Genomic DNA, 23733 nt, shown 5'->3' on the forward strand with positions numbered 1-23733 from the left:
CACGCGAGGCGCTAACCTGAGGCCGAACATAGTTCGGTTACTAGGGAGTTCGGCATGCGGATCGGGATGGCGCTCAACTACTCAGGGGGCTTCAAGGAGACGGTCGCCGAGCTGGCCGACTACGAGAAGGCCGGGCTCGACATCGTCTTCGTGGCCGAGGCCTACTCCTTCGACGCCGTGAGCCAGATGGGCTACATCGCGGCCAGGACCGAACGGCTGGAGATCGCCTCCGGCATCCTGCCGATCTACTCGCGCACGCCCACCCTGCTGGCCATGACGGCCGCGGGCATGGACTACGTCTCCGACGGGCGCTTCACGCTGGGCCTCGGCGCCTCGGGCCCGCAGGTGATCGAGGGCTTCCACGGCGTGCCCTACACCGCTCCGCTGGGCCGTACGCGCGAGGTCATCGAGATCTGCCGCAAGGTCTGGGAGCGCGAGCGCGTCACCTACGAGGGCAAGCACTACACGTTGCCGCTGCCGGCCGACAAGGGCACGGGGCTCGGCAAGCCGCTCAAGCTGATCAACCACCCCGTGCGCTCGCGCATCCCGATCGTGGTGGCCGCCATCGGCCCGAAGAACGTCGAGCTCACCGCCGAGATCGCCGAGGGCTGGGAGCCGATCTTCTACATGCCGGAGAAGGCCGCCGACGTCTGGGGCCCCTTGCTGGCGGCCGGCAAGGCCAAGCGCGACGCGTCGCTGGGCGAGCTCGACGTCATCGCGCAGGCCGCGCTCTACATCGGAGAGGAGGGCGCGGGGCTGCTGGAGCTCGGCAGATCGATGGCCGCGCTCTACATCGGCGGCATGGGCGCCAAGGGCAAGAACTTCTACAACGAGCTGGCCTGTCGCTACGGCTACGAGAAAGAGGCCGAGCAGATCCAGGAGCTTTACCTCGCGGGCAGCAAGAAGGAGGCCGAGGCGCTGGTTCCCCAGGAACTGCTGGAGAAGATGTCGCTCATCGGCTCCGAGGGGTTCGTGCGCGACCGGGTGCAGGCGATGAGGGAGTCGGGCGTCACCACGCTCAACGTCACGCCGCTCGGCCGTACCCACGAGGAGCGCATCAGGCTCCTGGAGAAGGTCAAGGAGCTGGCGGCCTAGCCCGTCCCACTGCGTGGAACCACCGCTGCCCCGGCTCTCGCCTGTCGCAGGCGACCACTCTGAGCCTGGCACGCAGGCGGAGCAGGTCGTCCTGGCGCAGGCAGCCTCTCGCGGTGCTCACCTGGCCGGCGTTGGTGAGGCTCCAGCGCTGCCGCCTGCTCCCGTCGCAGGCGGCCACCCTGGGCACACGGCCTGCGGCCGTCAGGCAGCGTCCGTCCATGGCGCTGCGCAAGGTGGCCCCCCTGGTGTACCAGCTCTGCGCGCGGGTGCCGTCGCAGGCGTAGGTCCGCACGACGTCCCTCGCCGAGGGCCCTTCGCGGACGGCCAGGCAGCGCGCGGTGGCCGAGTCGTCGTTCGGCGCGCTGGTGGAGCCCGCCCACGACACGATCGTGTCCTCGACAGGCGCGGGATCCTGCCGCCGGTACTGCCTGGCCACCCAGGCGCTCTCGGTTGCCCCCATCCTGGGCGGCGCGGTCGCGCAGCCGCCGGGTCCGCAGGTCACCTGCACCACGTATGCCTCGAAGATCGTCCTCTTGCGGGTGTGCTCGTCGAGAGTGAGATTGGCGGGCAGCGACGAGATGCCGTACGTCCGGTAGAAGGCGAGCTCGGGCCGCAGACCCGGCGTGGCGGCCATGGCGTGGCGCGCGGCGAGCAGCGTGTAGCGGGCGGTCACGGCGTGGTCGCTGTGGTCGACCGACTGGGTGGTGCTGTAGCCGAGGCGGGTGCTGTGGTGGTCGAGCGTGCGGATGACGTCGGGCCTGAAGCGCTGGATCAGCCCGCGCAACGCGGCTATCAGGGTCCTTTCGTCGTAGCGGGCTGAGCCGTCCACGGTGGTCAACCGGCCGTGGCCGCCGCGGAACAGCTTGAGCAGGCTCTCCCTGCCGTACGCCGGGGTTCCGCCTCCCTTGGGAAAGCCGTCGGGCAGGCCCATGAAGATCAGCTGGATGTCGCCGCGACCCTCGGGGGGCTTGACGAGGGAGTAGGCGCGCAGTCTGCGCCCGCCCGCTCGCAGGTCGGACCTCTTCCACGTGTTCGACGCCTCCGCCATGACGGCGTAGGCCGCGCGGACCCCGTTCTCCCTGCTGCGGACGTAGTCGCCCGTCTGCCCCGCGTCGCCCGCGGTCAGGTAGACCACGCGCAGGCAGGCGCCCCTGTCGTAGTCGCGGCTGAGATCGGGGTTGACGAAGAGCAGGTCGTCGTCCTGATGCGCGACGGACACGAGTGTCGTGCGCGCGCACGACACCCTCGCGCCCCCCACGGCGGCGGGCGCCACGGTGAGGGCGCCCATCAGGCCCAAGCAACTCAACAGCGCGGTCACGGCTCTTTTCACGACGCTAGATTGCCGCTCTTTCCGCAGCTGACCTGGCACCTTTCCGTTCCGTTGCGAAGATCTTACAGCGCGTGGCGGCCCTCGGACGGCGGCACGCCGCGCGTCAAATCCCCGCCAACAACACCCCATGCGTTGCCTGGCGCGCGTCGCGCCGCCGCCGAAGGCGGGCACGCTTGGCGAGCCGTCGCATCATCCGGAGTCCGGCGCGGAACGGCTAGCAGCACACCAGGTCATTCCCTTCGTGGTGACGGAGAACCGATGAAGATCGTCTTTCTGATCCAGAACCTGTACGGCATCGGCGGGACGATCCGTTCCACCGTCAACCTCACCGCGGCGCTGGCCGAGCGGCACGAGGTGGAGGTCGTCAGCATCCTGAGGACCGCCGACCAGCCTTCGTTCGACATCGACGCCCGCGTCAGGGTGCGCGACCTGGTCGATCTGCGCGAGAGCTCCCCCGACTTCGCCGGAGACGACCCACGGCAGGCCCAGCCTTCGGAGGACGCCGCCAGGGGCGACACCAGGGGCCACCACCACTGCTCCCTGCTGACCGACCAGCGCATGGCGGCCTACCTGGCCGAGTGCGACGCCGACATGGTCATCGCGACCAGGCCGGCCCTGATCGCCTACCTGGCCAAGTACGGCACCCGCCGCTACCTGAAGGTCGGCCAGGAGCACTGGATCCACAACGGCCACAGCCAGAGGCTGCGGGCGGACCTGCGCGAGCTCTGCCCCGACCTCGACGTGCTCGTGACCGTCTCCGAGGGCGACGCCGAGGTGTACAGGACGAAGATGCCCTTCGCGGACACGGCCGTCGTGTCGATACCCAACAGCGTCCCCCAGCCGAAGGTGGGGCCTTCCACCCTCGACACCAAGACGATCGTCGCCGCGGGGCGGCTGATCACGGTCAAGCGCTACCCGCTGCTGATCGAGGCCTTCGCCAAGGTGGCCGCCGAGCGCCCCGACTGGAGGCTGCGCCTGTACGGCAAGGGCCCGGAGGCCCCTCACCTCCAGCAGGTGATCGACGATCTCGGGTTGAACGGCCGCGCCCTGATGATGGGCCCCCGCTCCCCCATCGAGACCGAGTGGGCCAAGGGCTCCATCGCCGCGGTGTCGTCCCAGCTCGAGTCCTTCGGCATGACCATCGTGGAGGCCATGCGCTGCGGGGTCCCCGTCGTCAGCGTCGACTGCCCCTACGGCCCCGGCGAGATCATCAGCCACGGCACCGACGGGCTGCTGGTGTCCGAGGCCACGCCGTCCGCCCTGGCCGACGCGCTGCTGCGGTTGATCGAGGACGAGCCGCTGCGCCACGCGATGGGCGCCGCGGCGCTGCGCAACGCGCAGCGCTTCGATCCCGCCGAGATCGCACTGCGCTACGAGCGGCTGTACGCCGAGCACATGCCGGCGCGCCGGATGAGGGGGCTCGCCCGTCTCAGGGATCTGGGCGCGAGAACGATCGCGGGCGCGCGGTCACTGGTGCCGCGGAAAGCGGCCGACCAGCCGCTGGCGGCGCAGGCGCCCGTCACCACGCACTGCCTCGTGCGCCAGGACGGCGGCCTGACCATCCGGCTCATCAGGGAGCCGTGGGCCACCGGCGCCCTCGCCACGAAGGCGCTGGCGCTGCGGCACCGCGGCACGGCGACCACGATCGAGCTGCCGCTCGTGCCGGCCGAGGACGGGGCGATGGAGGCGCGGCTCGACCGCGGGGCGCACAGGCTGGCCGAGGGACGCTGGGACGTCTACCAGGTCAGGCCCGGCAAGCGGCGCAGGCGGCTGGCCGCGGGGCTGTGCGACAGCCGCGCCCTGGTCAACGCCTTCCCCGACCTGCGCAGGCCGCTGGAGACCTGGACGCCCTACGCCACCGACACCGGCGAGCTGTCGCTGGCCGTGCGCGCCAGGACGATGCACGCCGAGGTGACCGACGTGGTGTCCGCCTCCACCGGGCTCACCGTCCACGGGCTGCTGATCAACCTGCCCGAGGGGCGACCGGCCCTGACCCTGCTGGCCGTACGGCGCGTCGCGCGTCGCGCGGCTGCATCCCTCGACCAGGACGAGCTCACGGCTCCCTCCCTCGACCAGGACGAGGAGACGGCTCCCTCCCTCGACCAGGGCGAGGAGACTGCTCCACTCCTCGACCAGGGCGAGGAGGCGGCCTCTTCACTCGACCAGGACGACGTGCCTGGCGCGCGGATCGCCCTGCGGGCCCAGTCGCACCTCGACGGCCGCTTCAGCTGCTCGGTGCCCTACCAGCGGCTGTTGGAGGCGCGCAGCCACTCCCACGAGGTGTGGGACCTCTATCTGCGCCCCGGCGAGGAGGGCCAGGAGGGCGAGCCGATCCGACTCGGCCGGTTCTGCGACGACATCGCCGAGCGCAAGGGGGTGGAGCGCTACCCCCATCAGCAGGTGGAGGACGCCCTCATCCGTCCGTTCTACACGGCGGGCAACGAGCTCTCCGTTCGCGTCACCCCTCCCCCTGTCGAGGACGAGAGCGCGGTCTGACAGAGCGGTGATCTGTGAGGCAGATCACATGTAAGATCGGAATACTGTCCGTTTCACTACGGTTTACTGATTTCGTGAGGTTTTCTGTCCTGTCTGTGTGGCTCGTTGAGCGGCTGCACATCGATCTCTGTCGTCTGACCGGCTCCCTGTGTCGCTGATCGCGCTCTGACGAGCGCTCGATCGCCCATCCCCTCACCCACCCCCCTTCCGCATGCCTTCTTTCGGCATGCCGTAGTACGGAGCCCTCCTCATCGTGAAGAGATTCTCGTTCTCCCTGCAGTTGCTGCTGGGCCTGGTCGTGGGCGTCGCCCTCGGCTTCGCGGCCCGCCTCTGGGACCTCGCCTGGCTGGCGACGACACTGACCGAAGTCGGAAAGATCTTCGTCCAGCTGCTCAAGCTGGCCGTGCCTCCGCTGGTGTTCACCGCCGTGGTGGTCAGCGTGGCCAACCTGCGCAACGTCAACGGCGCGGCCAGGCTGGCCGGCAAGACGCTGCTGTGGTTCCTGGCCACCGGGCTGATCGCCGTCATCGTCGGCATCGGCCTCGGCCTCATCCTCAACCCCGGCAGGGGCGTCACGCTGGCGACCGAGGGCGCCAAGGCGCCCGAGAGCGTCGGCACCTGGGTCGACTTCCTCACCGGCATCATCCCGACCAACATCGTCACGGCGTTCACCGAGCTCAACGTCCTCCAGATCGTCTTCCTGGGAGTCGTCCTCGGCGCGGCGGCCATGGCGATCGGCGAGAAGGCCGAGCCGTTCCTCACCTTCAGCCGTTCGATCCTCGAGCTGGTCCAGAAGGCGCTGTGGTGGGTCATCCGCCTGGCCCCCATCGGCACCGCGGGCCTGATCGGCAAGTCCGTGGCCACCTACGGCTGGGACCTGCTCGCGCCGCTGGCCAAGTTCAGCCTCGGCGTCTACGTGGGTTGCTTCATCGTCCTGCTGGCCGTCTACCCGACGCTGCTGGCCGTGGTCGCCAAGGTCAACCCGATCACCTTCTTCCGCAACGCGTGGCCCGCGATCGAGCTGGCCTTCGTCTCCCGCTCGTCGGTCGGCACGCTGCCGCTGACGCAGAAGGTCACCGTCGAGCGTCTGGGCGTCGACCGCGACTACGCCTCCTTCGCCGTGCCGTTCGGCGCGACGACCAAGATGGACGGCTGCGCCTCGATCTACCCGGCGCTGGCCGCGATCTTCGTGGCGCAGGTCTTCGACATCCCGCTGGGCATCGGCGAGTACCTGCTGATCGCCTTCGTCTCGGTGGTCGGCTCGGCCGCGACCGCCGGCCTGACGGGCGCGATCGTCATGCTCACGCTGACGCTGAGCACGCTGGGCCTGCCGCTCGAGGGCGTCGGCCTGCTGCTGGCGATCGACCCGATCCTCGACATGATCCGCACCGCGACCAACGTGGCGGGGCAGATCGTGGTGCCGGTGCTCGTCGCCCGCGGCGAGGGCAGGCTCGACGAGGCGGTGCTCAACGCCCCGCCGCAGCCGCTCGACGAGGCGCCCCCGGTGCGCGTGAACCGGGCGCCTGAGCCGACGCCTGCCTGATCCTTTCCATCACGCGTGTGGGCGGGGAGCCGTGACTGCTCCCCGCCCACACGCGTGTCAGGGGAAGATCCACTGCTTGCGTGCCGATCTGTGACCCTGGGAGGGGCTCTCCATCCGGACCAAACAGGCCGAATTCCGATACATTCGTCCGACCCATATCTGTAAAAATCCGGAGTACGCGCATGGCCCACCTGCTGGACACCTTGGACGACGAGGTCCCCATCACCTATGGGCAGTTCCTGCTTCGCGGCGTGAGCGGGCTTCAAGGCGTGCACAACCGGGTCCACCTGGCCGAGCTCGACCGGCAGGTCTACCTCTACGCCAGCGCCGAGCACAGCCGCGTGAGGGTGGAGGTGTGGGACGGCGAGCCGCCCCCATGGGAGGGACACGGCAAGCTCGTCGCCGACGCCAGCTGCGTCGCCGAGACCGGGGTCGTCGCGGTCACGCCGTACATGTTCGCCGGCTCGGGCCGCAGCGTGCTGATCGGTCCGGCCTTCTTCGAGTACGGCCTGCACCTGTACGCCCACAACGCCGAGCGTCTGCTGCGCTTCTGGCCGATCAAGGACGTCTTCGACCCCGCCCAGCACCTTCGTCCCGACGGCGTCGAGGCCGAGGCCAAGCCGCAGGAGGCCGTGGAGACCCGCTCCGCGGCCGGCGACTGGGTCTCGATCAGGGTGCCCGGCTCGGGCGAGCAGCCCGCCCCCGCCTCTCCCGCCAAGGGCGAGGAGGAGTGGCCGCTCGACCACGAGCACGAGGTCAGGCTGGCCGAGCTGCTCGGCGACCTTCGTCCCCGGCTGCTGACCAGGCCGCCCACCTGGCTGCTCGACACCGACGAGGGCAACCGCCGCCGCTACCTGAACGAGCTACGCAGCTCGGTGGCCGGCGCCAGGCGCCTCAACCCCGACGGGCTGCCGACCTTCCAGCTGGCCTCGGGCGAGCTGGGCGAGCGGCCCTCTCCAGGGCTCAGCTACCGGCTGTGGCAGTGGCGTCCGATCGAGGAGCCGCAGGAGGCCACGCTCGCAGAGCGCGCCCCGATCGACGCCGAGCCCACCGCTCAGGACGCCGCCCCGGACGGACCCGCCCAGGACGAACTCGCCTCCCGGCCACCCGCCTTGGCCTCGTCCGCTCCCGAGACCCTCACCGCCGAGCGCGAGGTGCGGGCGCTCGACGTGCTGCGGCGGCGCAGGCTCGTGACGGGGATCGTGACCGTGCTGCGCGAGGAGAACGGCGTCGTGGAGGTGCGTGACGCGCTTCCTCCCGAGGTCGCCAGGGTGCTGGCGGCCGAGCGGGCCTGGGCGCTGGACTGACCTACTCCCCCGCCTCGCCCTTGGCCTTGATCAACGCCGCCAGCTCGGCGGTGGCGCGGCGGGCGCGGGCCTTCTCGCTGCCCTGGATGCCCATCGCGCCCACCGTCAGCCCGTCGGAGAAGTCGATCTTCGGCCACGGGTCGCTCTCGAGCAGCGTGACGTCGAGCACCTCAGGCCAGGTGTAGCGGTGGGTGCGCAACGCGTTGACCACGGTGATGCCCTGCTCGTCGGCCTCGACCCTGACCCTGCCGAGCAGGTGCAGCACCCACGCCACCCCGCACCCGAAGGCCACGATCATGATCTTGTCGGGGAGCTGGAAGGGCTCCGAGATGAAGATCGCCATCACGATCGCGCCGAGCACGATGAACCCCGCGAAGCCGTAGGCCACCCATCTCCCCCTCCGCGGCCGCCAGGTCAGGGGCAGGGGCGGAGGACTCACGGGCTCAGGCATGTCGGCTTCTCGCTGTGTCGGTGGGTGTTGTCTTGATCAAGTGAAAACTATCGCAGTCCTCGCAGGAGCAGCGCCGTCTCCATCGCCGCGACCGTGGACTCGTATCCCTTGTCCTCGACGCTGCCGGGCAGCCCGCTCCTGGCGATCGCCTGGTCAAGGGTTTCACAGGTGAGCACCCCATTGCCGACGGGGGTCTCCTCGTCCAGCGAGATCCTGGTCAGCCCCGCAGTGACCGAGTCGCACACGTAGTCGAAGTGCGCGGTCTCGCCGCGGATCACCGCGCCGAGCGCCACCACCGCGTCGTGCCTCCTGGCCATGGCCTGGGCGATCACCGGGATCTCCAGCGAGCCCGCGACGCGCACCACGGTGGCGTCCGCGCCGCTGTCCTGCGCGGCCTGGACGGCCCTCGCCACCAGCTGGTCGGTGATCTTCCCGTGCCAGCTGGCCGCCACGATCCCCACGCTGAGCCCTGTCGCGTCGACCACCGTCGCCGCGGGCCTGCCCGCTCCGCTCACAGCTGGTGCCCCAATCGCTCTCTCTTGGCCTTCAGGTAGGCCTCGTTGTGCGGGTTGGCCGCCACCGGCATCGGCTCGCGGCCCAGCACCTTGATGCCGTAGCCGTCCATGCCGCGCAGCTTGGCCGGGTTGTTGGTGAGCAGTCTGACCGACTTCACGCCGAGGTCGGCCAGGATCTGCCCTGCGTTGGAGAACTCTCTCGCGTCCACGGGCAGGCCGAGCTCCAGGTTGGCGTCGACGGTGTCGCTTCCGTTGTCCTGCAGGCTGTAGGCCTTGAGCTTGGCCAGCAGGCCGATGCCCCTGCCCTCGTGGCCCCGCAGGTAGACGATCACGCCGCGGCCCTCCTCGGCGATCGCCTCCATGGCGTTCTCCAGCTGCACGCCGCAGTCGCAGCGCAGCGAGCCGAACACGTCGCCCGTCAGGCACTCGGAGTGGGCCCGCACCAGGACGTTCTCGCCGTCGCCCAGCTCGCCGAGCACCAGCGCGACGTGCTCGCCGCCGTCGAGGGCGCTGGCGTAGCCGTACGCCTGCCAGAGCCCGTAGACGTTGGGCAGCCTGGTCTCGGCGACCCTCGTGACCATGCTCTCGGTGCGCCGCCTGTGGTCGACGAGCTGCTCGATGGAGATCAGCGCGAGATCATGCTTGTCGGCGAACTCCCGCAGCTCGGGCAGCCTGGCCATGGTGCCGTCGTCGTTGACGATCTCGGCGAGCACGCCCGCGGGGCTCAGGCCCGCCAGGCGGGCCAGGTCGACGGCGGCCTCGGTGTGGCCCCTCCTGGCCAGCACCCCGCCCTCGTGGTAGCGCAGCGGGAAGATGTGGCCCGGCCTGACCAGCTCCTGGGGCTCGGTGGCCGAGTCGGCCAGCGTGCGGATGGTCCTGGCGCGGTCGGCGGCCGAGATGCCGGTGGTCACGCCGTCGCGGGCGTCCACGCTGATCGTGTACGCGGTGCGCATGCGCTCCTTGTTCTGGAACACCATGAGCGGCAGGCCGAGCCTGTCGAGCTCGCGCCCCTCCATCGGCACGCAGATCACCCCGCTGGTGTGGCGGATGGTGAAGGTGAGCAGCTCGGGCGTGGCCCTGGCCGCGGCGAAGATGATGTCGCCCTCGTTCTCGCGGTTCTCGTCGTCGACGACCACGACGGGCCTGCCCTCGCGGATGTCGTGGATGGCCCGTTCGACCGAGTCGAGCGTGATGTCGCTCATGCCGGCACCGCCGCGGTGGAGCGGTACTGCTTCAGCCAGCTGCGGAAGCCGAGGATGACCAGCACGAGGAAGACGGCGTAGACGACGCCCGAGACCACCAGGCCCGAGGTGAAGGCCAGCGGCACGCCCACGAGGTCGACGAGCACCCAGATCCACCAGAAGTCGAGCAGCGCCCTGCCCTGCGCGAAGGTGGCCACCGCCGAGCCGACGAAGATGTAGGCGTCCGGCCACGGCGCCCACGAGATGTGCAGGCCCAGGGAGTTGAGCCACGTGAACAGCAATGCGATCACGACGGTGCCGACCACCATGGCGCCGATCAGCGCGGTGCGCTCCCTGCCCGTCGCGGGCCTGACGGCGAGGCCGCCGTCGTCGCGCCTGCCGTGCGTCCACTTGTACCAGCCGTAGACGGCCAGGGCGCCGAAGAGCACCTGCTTGAGCGCGTTGCCGGTGATGTGCGCGTTGACGGAGGCGATGAACAGCAGCACCGCGCCCGTCAGCTGCACCGGCCACGTCCACACCGACCTGCGCATCGCCAGCACGACCGTCGCGAGCGCGGCGACGTTGCCGATGAGGTCGGTCCAGAAGACCGGCGTGCCGAAGACGGTGAAGTCGCCGTTCACTTGGTCACCACCAGCTTCTCCACGTACTTCGCGATCACGTCCACCTCGAGGTTGACCAGGTCGCCCTGCCGCCTGGCGCCCAGCGTGGTGAGCTCGAGCGTCGTGGGGATCAGGCTCACGCCGAAACTGTCCTCGTCCACGCTGGTCACGGTGAGGCTGATCCCGTCGACCGCGATCGAGCCCTTCTCTGCCACGTAGCGGTTCAGCTCACGCGGCAGGGAGAAGCGCACGTCGTCCCACAGCTCGCCCGGCTCACGCGAGAGCAGGGCCGCCGTGCCGTCCACGTGGCCCTGCACGATGTGCCCGCCCAGGCGCTGGTCGGCCCGTACGGCCCGCTCCAGGTTGACCCGCGCGCCCGCCTGCGCGCTCTTGAGCGAGCTCCTGTTCAGGGTCTCCCGCATCACGTCGACGGTGAACACCTCGTCCTCGACGTCGACGACGGTCAGGCAGACGCCGTTGACGGCGATCGAGTCGCCGTGCTTGGCGTCGGAGGTGACGACCTTGCCGCGCACGGCCAGCCTGGCGGCCTCGCCGTGGGGTTCGAGCGAGACGATCTCGCCCAGCTCTTCCACTATTCCGGTGAACATCAGCTCTCCTCACTCGCGGGGCGGGCGGTGATCCGCAGGTCCGTCCCGATGGGGGTTACATCCTCGAAGACCAGCCGGTGGGTGTCGGTGATCGTCCGCACCCCCGCCGGTCCCAGCGCGGCGGCCCCCGATCCGAGGAGCGCCGGAGCCAGGTAGGCGACGACGCGGTCGACCAGCCCTTCCCTCAGGAAGGAACCCGCGAGGGCCGGTCCGCCTTCCAGGAACACGCTGACGATCTGCCGCCTGGCGAGCTCGGTCAGCAGCGCGTGCAGGTCGAGGCCGTCCGGGTGGGCTCTGGGCAGGCGCAGGAGGGGTGCCTGCAGGTCGGTCTTGGCGTCGTCGGCGATGGCGATGAGGGTGGGGGCCTCGGACGACAGCACCCTGGCGCCGGGCGGGGTCCTGGCCTCGGAGTCGACCACCACCCGCAACGGCGCCCGGCGCGGGGTGGCCGGATGGGGACTCTGGTGGAAGGACTGCCGGGGGTCCGGGCGGGCGGTCAGCCGGGGGTCGTCGGCCAGGACGGTGCCGATCCCCGCGACGACGGCGTCGGACTCGGCGCGCAGCCTGTGCACGTCGGCCCTGGCCTCGGGGGAGGTGATCCACTGGCTGGTGCCGTCCTGCGCCGCCGACCTGCCGTCGAGGGTGGCGGCGAACTTCCACGTCACGTGCGGCCTGCCGAGCCGGACGAAGGTGAGCCACTCGGCGTTGCCGCGCTCGGCCTCCTCGGCCATCAGGCCGCTGTCGACGCGCACGCCGTGGGCGCGCAGCCTGCTCATCCCGCCCGCGGCCTCGGGATTGGGGTCGAGGACGGCCACCACCACCCTCGCGACGCCCGCCTCCAGCAGGGCCTGCGAACAGGGCCCCGTGCGGCCGGTGTGGTCGCAGGGCTCGAGGGTGACGTAGGCGGTGCCGCCTCTGGCCCGCTCGCCCGCCTCGCTCAGCGCCACGACCTCGGCGTGCGGGCCGCCCGCGTAGGCGTGGAAGCCCTCGCCCGCGTGCGCTCCCGCCGCGTCGACGACGACGCAGCCGACGACGGGGTTGGGACTGGTGGTGCCCCGGCCGAGCGCGGCCAGTCTGATCGCCCTCGCCATGTGCAGGGCGTCGCCATCCGGTACGGCACCGGCCGGGCTGGGTTCGTCCACCCCCGGACCTCCTACTCGCCAGTAGCTTGCAGCTACGGCGGGCCCCGGGGATGACAGGGTGCGGCAAACGCACCACAGAGGCGCCCGGCTGGACACCGGACACCCGCGCGCTTCCTCCCATCCGGACTTTCACCGTCGGTCCCGGAATTTCACCGAGTCAACCGGCCGATGGCATCGGCCGGGTCGCGGACTGTCACCGCCGGTTCGGACTTTCACCGACCCCGGAGCACGCTAGCTCTGTTCGCTACCAGTTTGCCATGCCCGAAAAGCCGGACGCGACCACCCCCGGTGAAATTTTTGAACGAGCGCTTGGTTGTTGCGTTTTCGCAGGTGAGCGGTTTCGCCGTTCGGGCGGCCGGCCGTCATCGCACGAGGAGCGTCCCTTCGGAGGACGGATCCACGTGCCGGGCGGAGGCGCGCTGCCGTGCGTGCCGTACCGGGGGGGAGGATCAGGCGGCCATGATGCGGCGCGCCCTGCGGACGTCGGGGGCGTAGCGCACCTGGGCGGGCACGAAGCCCAGCCCCGCGTGCAGCGCCCGCAGCGACGCCGTGGCCCACAGGTCGCCCACCGGGGTGGCGGGCAGCCCGTACAGGCGGCGCGCCCACCGGGGCAGCGTCGCGAAGGCGAGCAGGGTGAGCGCGGGCAGCGCGGCCTTGACCGGCGCGAGGTAGAACGGCAGCGGCGCGTTGAGCGACAGCCGCAGCGGATGGGAGGCCTCGGGCACGAACCGCAGCCCAGGGCGCTGCGCCTCGATGTAGTCGCGCATCTCGGCCACCGACCCCGGCACCTCCGACGGCGAGAGGCCGACGACCTCGGCCGCCGCGCGCCACTCGGCCACGAACCGGTCGGCGTCGGCGTGCGACAGGCCGATGCCCGCCCTACGGGCGACCGACAGGTAGGAGTCGACCTCGCCGACGTGCACCCAGCGCAGCGCCTCAGGCTCGTCGAGACGGAATCGCTCGCCGGTGTCGGGATCGAGCGCGGTCAGCGTGGCGTGGATCTTCCTGACCCTGGCTCCCGCCCGGGCCACCTCGGCCTGCGAGCCGTAGGTGCGCACCCTGACGAACTCGGTCGTGCGCTGGAAGCGCGACCACGCCTCGGCGGGGTCCATGAGCGCGGAGTTCTGCAGCACTCCGCGCATCGCCCTGGGGTGCAGGCCCTGCATGAGCAGAGCGCGGAAGCCGCCCACCAGCAGGATGGGCTCCCCCATCACCCGCCAGGTCACCGAGTGCGGCCCGAACAGCCCGTGATCCTCCATAAGTAATCAATTACCCCACAACCATGGACCCATGTCCGGAATTCGTGGAGTTCGTGTCGCGATCTGGTGACCGATCCAGGCCACACGCCGCCGATTGTCACTCGGATCAGTCGACGAACACGTCGGAATCGCGCGACAGAATCGGCAAGGAACGCGCATTGAATTGACGGTCCCGCGGCTGCGAACGTGCGAGCAAGGCACGACAGACACGGGAGCAGCCCCCATGACGATCCCGACCTCCACGCTGGACGCGACCGCCGTGACCCCGCTGCCCGAAGCCGTCGGGCGCTCGCCCGGCCAGCTCATGTGGCTGCGTTTCAAGCGCGACAGGGCCGGGGTCGGGGCCGCCGTGATCGTGCTGTTCTTCTTCCTCGTCGCCATTCTCGCGCCGGTCATTTCCATGGTCTACGGAAAAGATCCCTACACGCTCTACGGCCAGGAGAATCCGGGACTGCTGAACGACTTCGGCTATCCCGTGGGGGCCAACGGAGGGGTGAGCTCGCAATTCTGGTTCGGCATCGAGCCCGGCCTCGGCCGCGACGTGTTCACCCAGCTCGTCTACGGCATCAGGACCTCCCTGCTGATCGCGGTCGTGGCCACAGTGCTCACCTCCCTGCTCGGCGTGGTGCTCGGCATCGTGGCCGGCTACGCGGGAGGGCGGGTCGACTCGCTGATCGGCCGGGTGATCGACATCGTGCTGTCCTTCCCCGCGGTGCTGTTCACGATCGCGTTCATGCCCGTGGTGGAGAACCTGTTCGTCAGGCCCGACGAGCAGACGCCCGTGTGGCTGCGCGCCGTCACGCTGGTGATCGTGCTGAGCGCCTTCGGCTGGGCGGGGCTGGCCAGGCTGCTGCGCGGCCAGGTGCTGACGCTGAGGGAGCGTGAGTTCGTCGAGGCCGCCAGGGTGACCGGCGCCTCCCCCGCCAGAGTCGTGTTCAAGGAGCTGCTGCCGAACCTCTGGACCCCGATCCTCATCCAGTCGACGCTGCTGCTGCCCGCCCTGGTGACGGCGGAGGCGGCGCTGTCCTTCCTCGGCGTCGGCATGATCGAGCCGATCCCCGACTGGGGGCGGATGTTCCTGCGCGGCACCGAGGTCTACCAGAACGACATCACCTACCTCGTCTTCCCCGGTGTCGCCCTGCTGGTCTTCGTCATCGCGTTCAACCTGCTCGGCGACTCCGTCAGGGACGCCTTCGACCCGAAGATCAAACGATAGGAGAGTCATGCCATCCGTCCGCACGGTCATCGCCTTACTCGCCGCCGGGGCCCTGGGGCTCACCGGCGCCTGCGCGCCCGCCAACCAGGGCGCTCCCCCGCAGGGCACGAGCCCGCAGGCGACGCCCTCGGCCGCCGCCTCGTACAGCCCGCCGAAGATCTCGGTGGGCACCGCCGAGGACAGCAGGGGTCCAGCCATCGCGCCCGACGGCGTCGTCAAGGGCGGCACCGTCACGATGATCGACAGGGACGACTTCTCCCACCTGGACCCCGCCCAGATCTACGTCAACACCGAGGCCAACTTCGCGCTGCTCCTGCATCGCGGGCTGACCGGCTACAAGCGGGTCGCCAAGGGCGAGTACAAGCTCGTCGGCGACCTGGCCACCGACGCGGGAACGGCCTCCGACGGCGGCAGGACGTGGACCTTCACCCTGAAGGACGGGGTGAAGTGGCAGGACGGCACGCCGATCACCTCGGCGGACGTCAAGTGGACGATCGAGCGGATGTTCGCGCCCTTCATCACCCAGGGGCCCACCTACATCCAGCAGTGGCTGACGCAGGAGGACCACAGGGCGGCCTACAAGGGGCCATACGACGGCAAGGGACTCGACGCCATCGAGACCCCTGACGACAAAACCGTCGTCTTCAGGTTCAAGGCGCCGCACGCCGACGCCAACTACGCGTTCGCGATGGCCGGCTACAACATCGTGCCCAAGGCCAAGGACACCAAGGAGCAGTACGACAAGCAGCCGGTCTCCAGCGGGCCGTACATCATCAAGTCGCACGTGGTGGACAAGTCGTACCAGCTGGAGCGCAACCCGCAGTGGGACGCGGCCACCGACCCGATCCGCGGCGCCTACCCCGACGTGTGGAAGCTGGAGTTCGGCCAGGAGGCGCTGCAGATCACCGACAGGCTCGTCGCCGACGCGGGGGCCGACCAGCAGGCGTTCACCTTCTACGTCCTCACCCCGCCCGAGCGGCTGCAGCAGGTGCTCAGCGACCAGAGCCTGGCGCCCAGGCGCATGATCAGCCCCTCGCCCTACGGCAACTACTACTACTTCAACCTCGACAGGGTGAAGGACATCAAGATCCGTCAGGCCGTCAACCACGCCTGGCCCGGCAGGCAGATCCAGCAGATCATGGGCGGGCCCCAGGCCGCCGCGCTGCCGACGACCATCCTGAACGAGAACACCACGATCGGCTACGAGTCCTACGACCTGTTCGGCAAGGCCGCCAAGCCCGACGGAGACATCGAGAAGGCCAAGCAGCTGCTGGCAGAGTCGAGCGACCCGACGCCGACCATCGTCTACGCCTACAACCAAACGCCCGTGCAGGAACGTGTCACCGTCGCGATCAAGAACGCGCTCGAGAAGGCGGGGATCACGGTCGTCACCAAGCCCATGGACCGCAAGACCTACTACGACTCCATCGGCCTGGTGGACAACGCCTTCGACCTCTACTGGGGCGGATGGGGCGCCGACTGGGCCTCGGGCTCGACGGTCCTGCCGGTCATCTTCGGCCCCGTCGCCGACGGCGCCCCCAACTACTCGCACCTGAACGACCCCGCGCTCAAGGCCGAAATGAAGAAGATCGCCGAGATGCCCGACTTCGACGAGCAGAACGCGGCCTGGATGCGCCTCGACAGGAAGATCCAGGAGACCATCACCCCGCTGGTCGTGGCGGAGAACCGCATCGCGACCATGCTGCACGGCTCCAAGGTGGGCGGGGCGGAGATCGACCCCCAGCAGTGGATCGTCTCCCCCAACACCATCTTCGTGAAGCCATAGCGACCCCGGCCCCGGACGGTCGCCGTCCGGGGCCCCTCCGCCGCGGGAGATCACGTGCTCCGTTTCGCCGTCCGCCGTACCATCGCCACCGCGATCACGCTGGTGACCATCTCGGCGGTGACGTTCTTCCTGTTCTTCGCGCTGCCGTCGGACCCCGCCCTGCTGGCCTGCGGCAAGGTCTGCCCGCCCGAGCTGCTCGCCCTCGTCAGGCGTAACCTAGGCCTCGACCAGCCGGTGATGGCCCAGTTCGTGGCGTGGTTGGCGGGGATCTTCGCGGGCCGCGACTACCCGGGCCTCGGCTACTGCCCCGCGCCCTGCCTCGGCTACTCCTTCGTCAACCGCGCCCCGGTCTTCGAGACGATCATGGACAGGCTGCCCGTGACGCTCTCGCTCACGATCGGCGCCGCGGTGATCTTCCTGACCTTCGGCGTGGCCACCGGCATCCTCGCCGCGCTGCGCCAGGGCCGTCCGCTGGACAAGGTCGCGAGCGTGGCCTCGCTCGTCGGGGCGTCGGTGCAGATCTACTTCGTCGGCACCCTCGCCCTGTACTTCCTGGTCTACCAGGGCAAGCTCCTGCCCAGCCCCTCGTACGTGCCGCTCACGGAGAACCCGCTCGGCTGGGCGACGGGGCTGCTGCTGCCCTGGGTGGTGCTGGCGATCATCTTCACCGCCAACTACACCAGGATGACGCGCTCCACGATGGTGGAGAACCTGAGCGAGGACTACGTCCGCACGGCCCGCGCCAAGGGCATGCCCGCCCGTACGGTCATCCTGCGCTTCGCGCTGCGCGGCACGCTGATCCCGATCGTCACGATCTTCGGCGTGGACCTCGGCACCCTCATCGGCGGCGCGATCATCACGGAGACGACGTTCGGCCTGCAGGGCATCGGCCGCCTGTCGGTCCGCGCCGTCACCTACTCCGACCTGCCCACGCTGATGGCGACCGTCCTGGTCGCCGCGGGCGCGATCGTGGTCATGAACGCCGTGGTCGACGCCCTCTACGCCGTCATCGACCCCAGGGTGAGGCTGACCTAGTGTTCCTTCACGTCAACGATCTGACCGTCGACTTCACGACCGAGGACGGCGTCGTCCACGCCGTGGACGAGCTGTCGTTCGAGGTCGGGCGCGGCAGCACGCTCGGCGTCGTGGGCGAGTCCGGCTCGGGCAAGTCGGTGACCAGCCTGGCCGTGCTCGGCCTGCACGACCCCCGCACCTCCACCATCTCGGGCAGCGTCCTGTTCGAGGGACAGGAGCTGCTCGGCGCGCCCCGCACGGCGATGGAGCGGCTGCGCGGCGACAGGATCGCCATGATCTTCCAGGACCCGCTGACCTCGCTGTCGCCGTATCACACGGTGGGGGCGCAGATCGCGGAGGTCTACCGCAGGCACAGGGGCACTTCCAGGTCGGCCGCGTGGGAGCGGGCGATCCAGATGCTGGACAGGGTCGGCATCCCGCAGCCGAAGGCGCGCGCGGAGGACTACCCGCACCAGTTCTCCGGCGGCATGCGGCAGCGCGCCACGATCGCGATGGCGCTGGTGTGCGACCCGGGCCTGCTGATCGCCGACGAACCGACCACCGCGCTGGACGTGACCGTGCAGGCGCAGATCCTCGACCTGCTAAGGGAGCTGCAGGAGCAGAGCGGCACCGCGATCATCCTCATCACCCACGACCTGGGCGTGGTCGCCACCGCCGCCCACGACGTGCTGGTCATGTACGCGGGCAGGGCCGTCGAGCGCGGCACCGTGCGTGAGGTGCTGCGCGAGCCCCGCCACCCGTACACGTGGGGGCTGCTCGGCTCGATGCCGACGCTGCGCCGCCCCGTCACCGAGGAGCTGCGGCCTGTGCGCGGCGCCCCTCCCAGCCTCCTCAACGTGCCGAAGGGCTGCCCGTTCCACCCGCGCTGCGACTTCGTGGAACTGCCGGGGCCCCGGGTGTGCACGGGCGAGCGGCCCGAGCTCTCCCCGCCGCGCGGGCACGGCGACGCCTGTTACCTGACCATGAAGCAGAAGCGGGAGGTGGCCCCATGACGCTGCTGGAGCTGTCGGGACTGGAGAAGCACTTCCCCGTCAGGGGCGGCTTCCCGATCAGGCGTCAGATCGGCAGGGTGCACGCGGTGGACGGCGTCGACCTGACCGTCCACGCGGGGCAGACGCTCGGCCTGGTCGGCGAGTCCGGGTGCGGCAAGTCCACGACGGGACGCCTGGCCGCCCGCCTGCTCGAGCCCACCGCGGGACGCGTCCTCTACGACGGCCGCGACATCAGCCACGCGAGCCGCAGGGCGCTGCGACCGATCAGGCCGGAGATCCAGATGATCTTCCAGGACCCGTACTCGTCGCTGAACCCCCGCCACACGGTCGGCGCGATCATCAGGGGCCCGATGGACGTCAACGGGCTCAACCCGAAAGGCGGGCGCGAGGCCAGGGTCCGCGAGCTCCTGGAGATCGTCGGGCTCAACCCCGAGCACGTCAACCGCTTCCCGCACGAGTTCTCCGGCGGCCAGCGGCAGCGGATCGGCATCGCGAGGGCGCTGGCGCTGAAGCCCAGGCTGATCGTCGCCGACGAGCCCGTCTCCGCGCTCGACGTCTCGATCCAGGCCCAGGTGGTCAACCTGCTGGGGCGGCTGCAGCGGGAGCTCGGGATCGCCTTCCTGTTCATCGCCCACGACCTGGCCGTGGTGCGGCACTTCTCGCAGCGGGTGGCGGTGATGTACCTGGGCAGGATCGTCGAGATCGGCGACAGGACCTCGCTCTACGAGAGCCCCCGGCACCCGTACACGCACGCGCTGCTGTCGGCGGTGCCCGAGGTGGCGGTGGACGGCGGCGGCAGGGAGCGGATCAGGCTCACCGGCGACGTGCCGTCGCCGATCGACCCGCCGTCGGGCTGCCGCTTCAGGACCAGGTGCTGGCGGGCGCAGGAGAAGTGCGCGCTGACCACGCCGCCGCTGACGCGGCTGCAGGGCGACCGCGAAGGCCACCTGACCGCGTGCCACTTCCCGCTGCCCTGATCCCGCGCCCGCTGACCCCGCCCGCTGATCCCGTACGGCAAGCCCCGCCACGCCCACCGTGGTCACCGCTGACCGCCCGTCCATCACGCGATCTCCAGCAGGACTCCGGCGCGCCACCCCGACGCCGCATCCGGCGACCTCCGCCCCGCCGCCGCGCATGCCCCGCCGCCACGCGGAGCCCGTGGCGGCGCCGGGCGGCGTCGGGCGCCGGGGCGCGGCGGGGTGGTGGGGCCGTTCGCGGTGAGAGAGCCGTCAGGTGGTGGCGAGTTCGCGGAGGTGGTCGATGGCGGCCGAGGGGTCGGCGGCGCCGTAGACCGCGCTGCCCGCGACGAACACGTCGGCGCCCGCCTCGGCGCAGCGCTCGATGGTGTCGGCCGCCACCCCGCCGTCGACCTGGAGCCACACCTCGCCCCCGTACCTGGCGATCAGCTCCCTCGCCCGCCTGATCTTCGGCAGGACCACGTCGAGGAACTTCTGTCCCCCGAAACCGGGCTCCACGGTCATCAGCAGCAGCATGTCGATCTCGGGCAGCAGGTCCTCGTACTGCTCGACCGCCGTCGAGGGGTTCAGCGCGAACCCCGAGCGCGCCCCCGCCGCGCGGATCTGGCGCAGCGTGCGCACGGGGGCCTTGGCGGCCTCGGCGTGGATGGTGACGCTGCCCGCGCCCACCTCGGCGTAGGCGGGGGCCCACCGGTCGGGGTCCTCGATCATCAGGTGGCAGTCGATCGGCGTCGAGGTGGCCTTGAGGAGCGCCTCGACGACCGGAAGGCCGATGGTGAGGTTGGGCACGAAGTGGTTGTCCATGACATCCACGTGCAGCCAGTCGGCGTTCGGCACGCGGGCGGCCTCGTCGGCGAGCCTGGCGAAGTCGGCGGACAGGATACTGGGCGAGATCTGAACGGCCATGATGCCCAGAGTTTAGTGAACGCCTTCCGGCTGTCCGCCACCGGCCGCCGAGCCGCTGCCCGCACCCGGCCGTCCAGGCTAGCGCCAGCGGCCCCGTCCTGACAGGACCTGAGGCGCGAACGCACGCCCCCGGCAGGGTCAGGAGGGCGTGGCCGTCTTGCGCAGAAGCGCGATGAACATGGCGTCGGTGCCGTGACGGTGGGGCCAGAACTGCGCGTGCGGCCCGTCGCCGAGCCCCTCGACCTCGGGCAGGAAGGCACGGGCGTCGAGCTGTTCGGCGTCGTTCCTGCGCTTCAGCGCGTCGGCGACCACGACCTGGGTCTCGGCCAGATGCGGCGAGCAGGTCACGTAGGCCACCACGCCGCCGGGCCGCAGCGCGTCGAGGGCGGCGGCCAGCAGACGGCGCTGGAGCGCGCCGAGCTCGGCCACGCTCGCGGGGTCACGCCGCCACCTGGCCTCAGGACGGCGGCGCAGTGCGCCGAGCCCGGTGCAGGGAGCGTCGAGCATGACCCTGTCGAAGACGCCAGGACGCCACGGCGGCTCGGTGCCGTCCGCGGTGACGACCGCGGCCTGCCTGGTGGTCTGCCAGACCAGCCGGGCCCTGTGGTACTGGGCGTCGGCGGCCAGCAGCCTGGCGCCTCCGGGGAAGGCGGCGGGATCGCGGGCGTCGAGCCCCGCCAGGTCGCCGTGGGTGGCGATGGCGTCGAGCAGGCCCGCCTTGCCGCCGGGGCCCGCGCACATGTCCAGCCAGAGCTCGTCGGGGCCCTCCACGGGAACCCTGGTCAGCGCGAGGGCGACGAGCTGGCTGGCCTCGTCCTGGACGGCGGCGCGGGTCTCGGCCACCGCGAGGACCCGGCCTGGGTCGCCCTCGGGAAGGTAGGCGGCGTAGGGCGAGTAGCGTCCTGGCTCGGCCCCAGAGTCCTCGAGCTCCTCCATCGAGCTGCGCCCCGGCCTGACCACCAGCGTGACCATGGGCCTGGCGTTGTCGGCGGCCAGCAGCTCGGAGGTCTCCTTGGGGTCGCCGCCGAGCGCGTCGCGGAAGGCGCTGACGATCCAGCGGGGATGGCTGTAGGCGACCGCGAGGTGACCGACGGGGTCGGTGTCCTCCGAGGGCGCGACGATCGGGATCCACTCCTCCAGGGACCTGGAGGCGATCTTGCGCAGGACGGCGTTGGCGAAGCGGGAGGCGCCGGTGCCGATGCGCAGCCGTACCAGGTCGACGGTGGTGCCGACGGCCGCGTGCGGAGGGACGCGCATCTTGAGCAGTTGGTGGGCGCCCAGGCGCAGCGCGTCGAGCACGGCAGGGTCGGGCTCGCGGTCGCCGCACATGGCGATGATCGAGTCGTAGGTGCCAAGACCGCGCAGCGTGCCGTAGGCCAGCTCGGTCGCCAGCGCGGCGTCGCGGCCGGCGAGGCCGCGCTCGCGCAGCAGGCGGGGCATGAGCAGGTTGGCGTAGGCGTCGCGCTCGTCGACGGCCCTCAGCAGGTCGTAGGCGGCGTTGCGCGCCTCGTCGCGCGTCGGCTTCGGCGGTCGCGGCCCACGACCGCGCCCTCCGGGGCCGCGCCCTCCCGCAGAACCTGGCCCGCCAGGCGAGCCCTGCCCTCCCGAGGCACCCCGACCTCCGGAAGATCCGTGCCCTCCGGAGGAACCGCGGCCGCCCGAAGGCCCGCGGCCCCCCGAGGAGCCGGAAGAACCGCCCGAGGAGCCCGAAGAGCCCCGGCGGCCCTGTGATCCACGATCCGCCATCAGACCAGCCGATCCTCAGCCGTGAGGCGCACGCCGCGCGCCCACTCCCCCGCGGTCATCAGCCGCTTGCCCTGTGGCTGCACCTCGCCCAGCTCCACCGGGTGGGTGCCGGTGCCGACGCGCACGGTGTTCTTCTCCACCGAGAGCTCGCCGGGGGCCAGCCGCTCAGCCGACGCGACAGGCCGTACGGGGCCGAGCTTCACCCGCTGGTCGCGGAAGGTCGTCCACGGCCCCGGGTTGGGCGTGCAGGCCCGCACGAGCCTGTCCACCCGCATGGCGGACGCGCTCCAGTCGACCTGGGCGTCCTCGACGGTGAGCTTGGGCGCGACGGACACCCCTTCGGGCGGCTGGGGACGGGCCTCCAGCGTGCCGTCCTCGACGCCGTCGAGCGTGGCCGCCAGCAGCCCCGCGCCCGAGATCGCCAGTCGCGCCAGCAGCTCGCCGCTGGTGTCGGTGGCCTTGATCTCCTCGGTGACCACGCCGTAGACGGGCCCCGCGTCGAGCTCCTTCACGATCTGGAAGGTGGCCGCGCCGGTGATCTCGTCGCCGTGGAGCACGGCGTGCTGCACGGGAGCGGCGCCGCGCCAGGCGGGCAGCAGGGAGAAGTGCAGGTTGATCCACCCGTGGCGGGGGATGTCGAGCGCGGACTGCGGCAGCAGGGCCCCGTAGGCGACCACGGGGCAGCAGTCGGGCTCCAGCGCGGCCAGCTGGGCGAGGAAGTCGGGGTCGCCCACCTTGGCGGGACGCAGCACCTCGATGCCGGCCTCCTGCGCCAGCTCGGCGACCGGGCTGGGCTGCAGGGAGCGTCCCCTGCCCGCGCGGGCGTCGGGACGGGTGAGCACGGCCACCACCTCGTGGCGCGGCGAGTCGATCAGCGCGCGCAGCGAGGGCAGCGCGGTCTCGGGAGTGCCGGCGAAGACCAGGCGCATCGTCAGAGGGCCCTCCCGCCCGTGGCGTGGGGTGAGAACTTCACCGTGGGGGCGGACAGCCCGCTCCACTCGGCCTCGCGGATGGCCTTCATCGCCAGCTTGCGCTGCTTGGCGTCCATCCTGTCGATGAACAGGATGCCGTCGAGGTGGTCGGTCTCGTGCTGGAAGCACCTGGCCATCAGGTCGGTGCCCTCGAGCACGACCGGCTCGCCGTGCATGTTGAAGCCCTTGGCGACCGCCCTGATCGCCCGCGGCGTCGGGAAGGACAGGCCGGGGAAGGACAGGCAGCCCTCCTCGCCCTCCTCGTCGAGGTCGGCCGACAGGTCGAGGTCGGGGTTGATCAGGTGCCCGAGCTGGTCGTCGACGTAGTAGGTGAACACGCGCAGGCCGACACCGATCTGCGGGGCCGCGAGGCCGGCGCCCGGCGCGTCCATCATCGTGTCGGTGAGGTCCTTGACCAGCTTGCGCAGCTCCTTGTCGAAGTCGACGACGGGGGCCGCCGGGGTGCGCAGCACCGGGTCACCGAACAGCCGGATCGACTGAATGGACAAGGGGTACTCCGTTCGCGTAGATGGGATCAACCCAGTCTACTGATGGGA

General features: G+C 70.8%; 22 protein-coding genes and 1 riboswitch. Of the genes, 10 read left to right on the top strand and 12 right to left on the bottom strand.

Annotation, left to right across the window (positions count from 1 at the left end):
- The first annotated feature begins 54 nt into the window (after nucleotides 1-54).
- A complete protein-coding gene (locus ABFX50_RS15525) occupies nucleotides 55-1095 on the top strand; it encodes an LLM class F420-dependent oxidoreductase (protein WP_346146960.1) in 1041 nt (346 codons plus the stop codon).
- Here ABFX50_RS15525 and ABFX50_RS15530 read toward each other — a convergent pair.
- The gene (locus ABFX50_RS15530; protein ID WP_346146962.1) at nucleotides 1076-2425 is read right to left on the bottom strand and encodes a PIG-L family deacetylase; all 1350 of its coding nucleotides are present in this window, start codon (nucleotides 2423-2425) and stop codon (nucleotides 1076-1078) included. The genes ABFX50_RS15525 and ABFX50_RS15530 overlap by 20 nt on opposite strands.
- Before the next feature lie 258 nt (nucleotides 2426-2683).
- Here ABFX50_RS15530 and ABFX50_RS15535 point away from each other — a divergent pair, with 258 nt between their 5' ends.
- The 4 genes from ABFX50_RS15535 (at nucleotide 2684) to ABFX50_RS15545 (ending at nucleotide 7771) form a co-directional block, all read left to right on the top strand.
- Nucleotides 2684-4921 (top strand): glycosyltransferase family 4 protein, encoded by a 2238-nt coding sequence (locus tag ABFX50_RS15535; RefSeq protein ID WP_346146964.1) that lies wholly within the window; start codon nucleotides 2684-2686, stop codon nucleotides 4919-4921.
- A gap of 95 nt (nucleotides 4922-5016) precedes the next feature.
- Nucleotides 5017-5079: a putative leader peptide gene (locus ABFX50_RS51325; protein WP_350655493.1), complete on the top strand. Its 63-nt coding sequence runs from the start codon at nucleotides 5017-5019 to the stop codon at nucleotides 5077-5079.
- A 95-nt stretch (nucleotides 5080-5174) separates the two neighbouring features.
- A complete protein-coding gene (locus tag ABFX50_RS15540) occupies nucleotides 5175-6464 on the top strand; it encodes a dicarboxylate/amino acid:cation symporter (protein ID WP_183659022.1) in 1290 nt (429 codons plus the stop codon).
- 182 nt (nucleotides 6465-6646) lie between these two features.
- Nucleotides 6647-7771: a hypothetical protein gene (locus ABFX50_RS15545; RefSeq protein ID WP_346146965.1), complete on the top strand. Its 1125-nt coding sequence runs from the start codon at nucleotides 6647-6649 to the stop codon at nucleotides 7769-7771.
- A 1-nt stretch (nucleotide 7772) separates the two neighbouring features.
- Here ABFX50_RS15545 and ABFX50_RS15550 read toward each other — a convergent pair whose 3' ends face one another.
- The 7 genes from ABFX50_RS15550 to ABFX50_RS15580 form a co-directional block, all read right to left on the bottom strand.
- Nucleotides 7773-8222, bottom strand: coding sequence for a PH domain-containing protein (locus ABFX50_RS15550; RefSeq protein ID WP_183659018.1), 450 nt, complete (start codon nucleotides 8220-8222; stop codon nucleotides 7773-7775).
- Nucleotides 8223-8269: 47 nt separating this feature from the next.
- Nucleotides 8270-8737, bottom strand: a complete 468-nt coding sequence (ribH, locus tag ABFX50_RS15555; RefSeq protein WP_183659016.1) for a 6,7-dimethyl-8-ribityllumazine synthase — start codon at nucleotides 8735-8737, stop codon at nucleotides 8270-8272.
- Complete coding sequence (locus ABFX50_RS15560) at nucleotides 8734-9939, bottom strand: bifunctional 3,4-dihydroxy-2-butanone-4-phosphate synthase/GTP cyclohydrolase II (protein WP_346146967.1); 1206 nt, start codon at nucleotides 9937-9939, stop codon at nucleotides 8734-8736. Before ABFX50_RS15560 ends, ribH begins: the two co-directional genes overlap by 4 nt.
- Nucleotides 9936-10559, bottom strand: a complete 624-nt coding sequence (gene pnuC, locus ABFX50_RS15565) for a nicotinamide riboside transporter PnuC (protein WP_346146969.1) — start codon at nucleotides 10557-10559, stop codon at nucleotides 9936-9938. Before pnuC ends, ABFX50_RS15560 begins: the two co-directional genes overlap by 4 nt.
- Nucleotides 10556-11146, bottom strand: coding sequence for a riboflavin synthase (locus ABFX50_RS15570; protein ID WP_346146971.1), 591 nt, complete (start codon nucleotides 11144-11146; stop codon nucleotides 10556-10558). The genes pnuC and ABFX50_RS15570 overlap by 4 nt, the downstream gene beginning before the upstream one ends.
- On the bottom strand, nucleotides 11146-12288 hold the full coding sequence (ribD, locus tag ABFX50_RS15575) for a bifunctional diaminohydroxyphosphoribosylaminopyrimidine deaminase/5-amino-6-(5-phosphoribosylamino)uracil reductase RibD (RefSeq protein WP_346146973.1): 1143 nt from the start codon (nucleotides 12286-12288) through the stop codon (nucleotides 11146-11148). The genes ABFX50_RS15570 and ribD overlap by 1 nt, the downstream gene beginning before the upstream one ends.
- Nucleotides 12289-12391: 103 nt before the next feature.
- Nucleotides 12392-12522, bottom strand: a riboswitch (FMN riboswitch).
- A gap of 215 nt (nucleotides 12523-12737) precedes the next feature.
- Nucleotides 12738-13547 carry an oxygenase MpaB family protein gene (locus ABFX50_RS15580; protein WP_346146975.1) on the bottom strand — a complete coding sequence of 270 codons (810 nt, stop codon included), beginning with the start codon at nucleotides 13545-13547 and terminating at the stop codon, nucleotides 12738-12740.
- Nucleotides 13548-13770: 223 nt separating this feature from the next.
- Here ABFX50_RS15580 and ABFX50_RS15585 point away from each other — a divergent pair, with 223 nt between their 5' ends.
- From ABFX50_RS15585 to ABFX50_RS15605, 5 genes are read left to right on the top strand one after another with little or no spacing between them, the layout of a single operon-like run.
- The gene (locus tag ABFX50_RS15585; protein WP_346146977.1) at nucleotides 13771-14763 is read left to right on the top strand and encodes an ABC transporter permease; all 993 of its coding nucleotides are present in this window, start codon (nucleotides 13771-13773) and stop codon (nucleotides 14761-14763) included.
- 7 nt (nucleotides 14764-14770) lie between these two features.
- Nucleotides 14771-16549, top strand: a complete 1779-nt coding sequence (locus ABFX50_RS15590) for an ABC transporter substrate-binding protein (protein ID WP_346146979.1) — start codon at nucleotides 14771-14773, stop codon at nucleotides 16547-16549.
- 54 nt (nucleotides 16550-16603) lie between these two features.
- Nucleotides 16604-17584, top strand: coding sequence for an ABC transporter permease (locus ABFX50_RS15595; RefSeq protein WP_183659002.1), 981 nt, complete (start codon nucleotides 16604-16606; stop codon nucleotides 17582-17584).
- Nucleotides 17584-18576: an ABC transporter ATP-binding protein gene (locus tag ABFX50_RS15600; protein ID WP_346146982.1), complete on the top strand. Its 993-nt coding sequence runs from the start codon at nucleotides 17584-17586 to the stop codon at nucleotides 18574-18576. The genes ABFX50_RS15595 and ABFX50_RS15600 overlap by 1 nt, the downstream gene beginning before the upstream one ends.
- Complete coding sequence (locus tag ABFX50_RS15605) at nucleotides 18573-19553, top strand: ABC transporter ATP-binding protein (protein WP_346146984.1); 981 nt, start codon at nucleotides 18573-18575, stop codon at nucleotides 19551-19553. The genes ABFX50_RS15600 and ABFX50_RS15605 overlap by 4 nt, the downstream gene beginning before the upstream one ends.
- Nucleotides 19554-19805: 252 nt before the next feature.
- Here the strand turns inward: ABFX50_RS15605 and rpe are convergent, their stop codons facing one another.
- From rpe to def, 4 genes are all read right to left on the bottom strand, one after another.
- Nucleotides 19806-20459, bottom strand: coding sequence for a ribulose-phosphate 3-epimerase (rpe, locus tag ABFX50_RS15610; protein WP_346146986.1), 654 nt, complete (start codon nucleotides 20457-20459; stop codon nucleotides 19806-19808).
- Between the two features lie 138 nt (nucleotides 20460-20597).
- Nucleotides 20598-22205 carry an RsmB/NOP family class I SAM-dependent RNA methyltransferase gene (locus ABFX50_RS15615; RefSeq protein WP_346146988.1) on the bottom strand — a complete coding sequence of 536 codons (1608 nt, stop codon included), beginning with the start codon at nucleotides 22203-22205 and terminating at the stop codon, nucleotides 20598-20600.
- Entirely contained in the window at nucleotides 22205-23134 is a 930-nt protein-coding gene (gene fmt / locus ABFX50_RS15620; RefSeq protein ID WP_346146990.1) for a methionyl-tRNA formyltransferase, read from the bottom strand. Before fmt ends, ABFX50_RS15615 begins: the two co-directional genes overlap by 1 nt.
- A 2-nt stretch (nucleotides 23135-23136) precedes the next feature.
- The gene (gene def, locus ABFX50_RS15625) at nucleotides 23137-23685 is read right to left on the bottom strand and encodes a peptide deformylase (RefSeq protein ID WP_346146992.1); all 549 of its coding nucleotides are present in this window, start codon (nucleotides 23683-23685) and stop codon (nucleotides 23137-23139) included.
- Nucleotides 23686-23733: the final 48 nt, after the last annotated feature.

Origin of the sequence: Nonomuraea recticatena (assembly GCF_039533245.1) — a bacterium.
GTDB classification, from domain to species: Bacteria; Actinomycetota; Actinomycetes; order Streptosporangiales; family Streptosporangiaceae; genus Nonomuraea; species Nonomuraea roseola.